This is a genomic window from Mesorhizobium sp. M2A.F.Ca.ET.067.02.1.1, assembly GCF_004023285.1.
Classification (GTDB): domain Bacteria; phylum Pseudomonadota; class Alphaproteobacteria; order Rhizobiales; family Rhizobiaceae; genus Mesorhizobium.
The window spans coordinates 1-3,106 of sequence record NZ_RZSB01000720.1 but is presented as its reverse complement, the minus strand read 5'-3'; the positions used below and the strand labels follow the sequence as shown (position 1 = coordinate 3,106).

3 protein-coding genes and 1 pseudogene are annotated in these 3,106 nt (G+C 64.4%); 2 read left to right on the top strand and 2 right to left on the bottom strand.

What is annotated here, in order from left to right; translation table 11 throughout:
* Window positions 1–489: pseudogene (locus EOA28_RS30660) on the bottom strand (alanine dehydrogenase); the annotation flags it as partial.
* Window positions 490–702: 213 nt separating this feature from the next.
* On the opposite strand from EOA28_RS30660, the gene EOA28_RS30655 reads away from it, so the two are divergent.
* Window positions 703–1,176, top strand: coding sequence for an Lrp/AsnC family transcriptional regulator (locus EOA28_RS30655; protein ID WP_040994689.1), 474 nt, complete (start codon window positions 703–705; stop codon window positions 1,174–1,176).
* Here EOA28_RS30655 and EOA28_RS30650 read toward each other — a convergent pair.
* Window positions 1,173–1,829 carry a 5-formyltetrahydrofolate cyclo-ligase gene (locus EOA28_RS30650; protein WP_127252796.1) on the bottom strand — a complete coding sequence of 219 codons (657 nt, stop codon included), beginning with the start codon at window positions 1,827–1,829 and terminating at the stop codon, window positions 1,173–1,175. The two genes, EOA28_RS30655 and EOA28_RS30650, sit on opposite strands and share 4 nt — an antisense overlap.
* 171 nt (window positions 1,830–2,000) lie before the next feature.
* Between EOA28_RS30650 and EOA28_RS30645 the strand changes: the two genes are divergently transcribed.
* Window positions 2,001–3,106 (top strand): NAD(P)/FAD-dependent oxidoreductase (locus EOA28_RS30645; protein WP_148670953.1); only part of this gene is annotated, 1,106 nt, incomplete at its 3' end.

Genomic DNA, 3,106 nt, shown 5'->3' with positions numbered 1-3,106 from the left:
CCCGCCGCAAAGCACCACGCCGCGGCCGCCATTGGCCTTCTGCAGCGCCGTCGCGCCGGCCTGGATCGACAGGCGGCCGGCGACTTCCGACATCGGCGCGAGCAGCGGCAGGCCGCCGCGATCATCGGTCACGGTCTCATAGGCAATCGCGGTGACGCCCGAAGCGAGAAGACCCTTGGTCTGCTCCGGATCCGGGGCAAGGTGCAGATAGGTATAGAGGATCTGGCCGTCGCGCAGCTGCACCCATTCATTTGGCTGCGGTTCCTTGACCTTGACGATCATGTCCGACTTGGCGAACACGTCGGCCGCCGTCTTGGCGATGGTGGCGCCGGCGGCGCGATAGGCGTTGTCGTCGGCGCCGATGCCGGCGCCGGCGCCGGTCTCGACCAGCACGTCATGGCCGTGCGCGACATATTCGCGGACCGAGCCGGGCGTCAGGCCGACGCGATATTCATGGTTCTTGATTTCCTTGGGGCAGCCGACACGCATCTTTCTTCTCCTGTCCACGCCCTTTCAGGGGCGCTCTCCCTGTCGTTGGTGCATGCCATCAGCTCCGGAACGCCGCGCGATTTGGAGGCGACACGCAATAATCGCAGTCAACCACGAATCGTTCCGTATGTGTTTGCGAATGCACTTGCGGCAAGGATCGCTCTTCGATAATCGTTGCGCAAAATAGCCGGAAATTCGCAGGAACCACGAAAAATGCCGCTCGACAGGATTGATATCGCCATTCTGGAGACTTTGCAGAAGGATGGCCGGATACCCAATGCGGCGCTTGCCGAGAAGGTCGGCCTTTCGCAATCGGCCTGCTCGCGCAGGCTCGACAACCTGGAGAAGTCCGGAACCATCCGCGGCTATCACGCGCGGCTTTCCAACAGCGCGCTCGGCCACCAGATGACGGCGATCGTGCACATATCGCTGTCGGGGCAATTCGAAAAGACGCTGTCGGATTTCGAGGCGGCGATCAAGCGCTGCCCTAACGTGCTCTCCTGCCATCTGATGTCGGGCGAATACGACTACATCCTGCGCATCGCGGCGAAGGATCTCGTCGACTATGAGCGCATCCACAAGGAGTGGCTGTCGGCGATGCCACATGTGACCAAGATCAACTCGTCCTTCGCGCTGCGCGAGATCGTCGATCGCACGGCAGTCGGGCTGCGGCCGGAGATGGCCTAGGCGCTGACCTCCGTCACCACGTCGCTCATCGAAATATCGTGTGGCTGCGGGTAGATGGTGGGGATGCGCTGCAATTCATAGCCGACGCCGATCACCAGCGGCCTGAACGGCATGGCGGCCAGCGTGCGGTCGTAAAAGCCGCCGCCATAGCCCAGCCGATACTTGCCTGGATCGATGCCGACGATCGGCGAAATCACGATGTCGGGCAGGACGGGATCGCCTTCGGCCGGGATCGGAATGTTCCAGACACCCTTTTCCAGCCGGTCGCCCGGTCTGTAGGCGCGAAACACCAGCGGCTGACCCTTCTCGATGACGACAGGCAGCGCGGTGCGGCCGCCGCGCTCATTGATCGAAGTCATCCAGCCGCGCAGATCCGGCTCGCCGCGAAACGGCCAATAGAGGCTGACCATCCGGCCTTCTATGTCGCCGATCAGCGCGTCGAGGCCGACCGCGATACATGCCGACATGGCGGCGCGCGCATCGGCTGAGACGGCAAGGCGGGCATTGATGAGCCGCTCGCGCTCGGCCTTGCGCCAACGCCTGATATCCGTCCAATCGGACAGCGGCTCCCGGTATTCCGGATCGAGTTCATGCATGAAGCAGGGCGGTGATGCGTATTGGGCCGGCCCTTCGTCGTCGCGATTGTCAGCCATGATAGGCTCCTGTCATGGGGTCTCACGCTATACCTGCGGCAGCACGCGCTACATATGCATTCACGACGCCGCGCGACGACTCTGGGGCATGTTTCCAGCCGGCAAGATGTTGTTGCAGCGCACAAAATACCTACATTCTATGTGGTAGTTTTACACCGCGAGGTGGATGAAATGAGCGAAGCCAGGCATCATGTCGTGGTCGTCGGCGCCGGATTCGGCGGGCTCGAACTCACCCGTGCGCTGGCTGGCGTGCCGGTGCGCATCACCATGATCGACAAGCGCAACCACCACCTGTTTCAGCCGCTGCTCTACCAGGTAGCGACGACGTCGCTGGCGACCTCGGAGGTGGCCTGGCCGATCCGTCATCTCTTACGCAGGCGCAAGGACGTGACGACGCTTCTCGGCACTGTCACCGGCGTCGACCGCGCCGGCAAGCGCGTGCTGCTCCAAGACGGCAGCTCCGTTCCCTACGACACGCTGGTGCTTGCCACCGGCGCGCGCCATGCCTATTTCGGCCATGATGAATGGGAACCGTTCGCGCCGGGGCTGAAGACGCTCGAGGATGCCACAACGATCCGGCGCCGCATCCTGCTCGCCTTCGAGCAGGCCGAACGCGAAACCGATCCCACCAGGCGCCAGGCGTTGCTGATGTTTGTCATCGTCGGGGGCGGCCCGACGGGCGTCGAGCTCGCCGGCACCATTGTCGAACTTGCGCACGACACGCTGCGCGGCGAGTTCCGCAACATCGACACACGCCAGGCGCGCGTCGTGCTGATCGAGGCCGGCGACCGCATCCTGGCCAATTTCGCGCCGCAGCTTTCCGACTACGCCCGCAAGGCGCTGGAGCGGCTGGGCGTCACCGTCGAGCTCGGCCGCCCCGTCACCCGACTCGACGCCGAGGGCGTCGTCTTTGGCGACAAGCAGCTACCGGCAAGGACGATCATCTGGGCCGCTGGCGTTGCCGCCTCGCCTGCGGCCGAATGGCTGGGCGCTTCCGCCGACCGGGCGGGCAGGGTGCTGGTCGAACCCGATTTGACCGTGCCGGGCAGCCCGGACATTTTCGTCATCGGCGACACCGCGCATGTGCTGCGGCCGGATGGAAAGCCTGTGCCGGGTGTGGCGCCCTCGGCCAAACAGGAGGGCAAGCATGTCGCCGCGACGATCAAGGCGCGGCTTGCCGGCGACACCGCCGCGCGGCCTTTCCAATACCGTCATGCCGGCGATCTGGCGACGATCGGCAAACGCGCCGCCGCGATCGATTTCGGCTGGATCAAGCT

Excerpts from the sequence above, each read along its gene's own strand:
- EOA28_RS30655 (WP_040994689.1), top strand. The coding sequence starts at position 703 with ATGCCGCTCGACAGGATTGATATCGCCATTCTGGAGACTTTGCAGAAG.
- EOA28_RS30650 (WP_127252796.1), bottom strand. The coding sequence starts at position 1,829 with ATGGCTGACAATCGCGACGACGAAGGGCCGGCCCAATACGCATCACCG.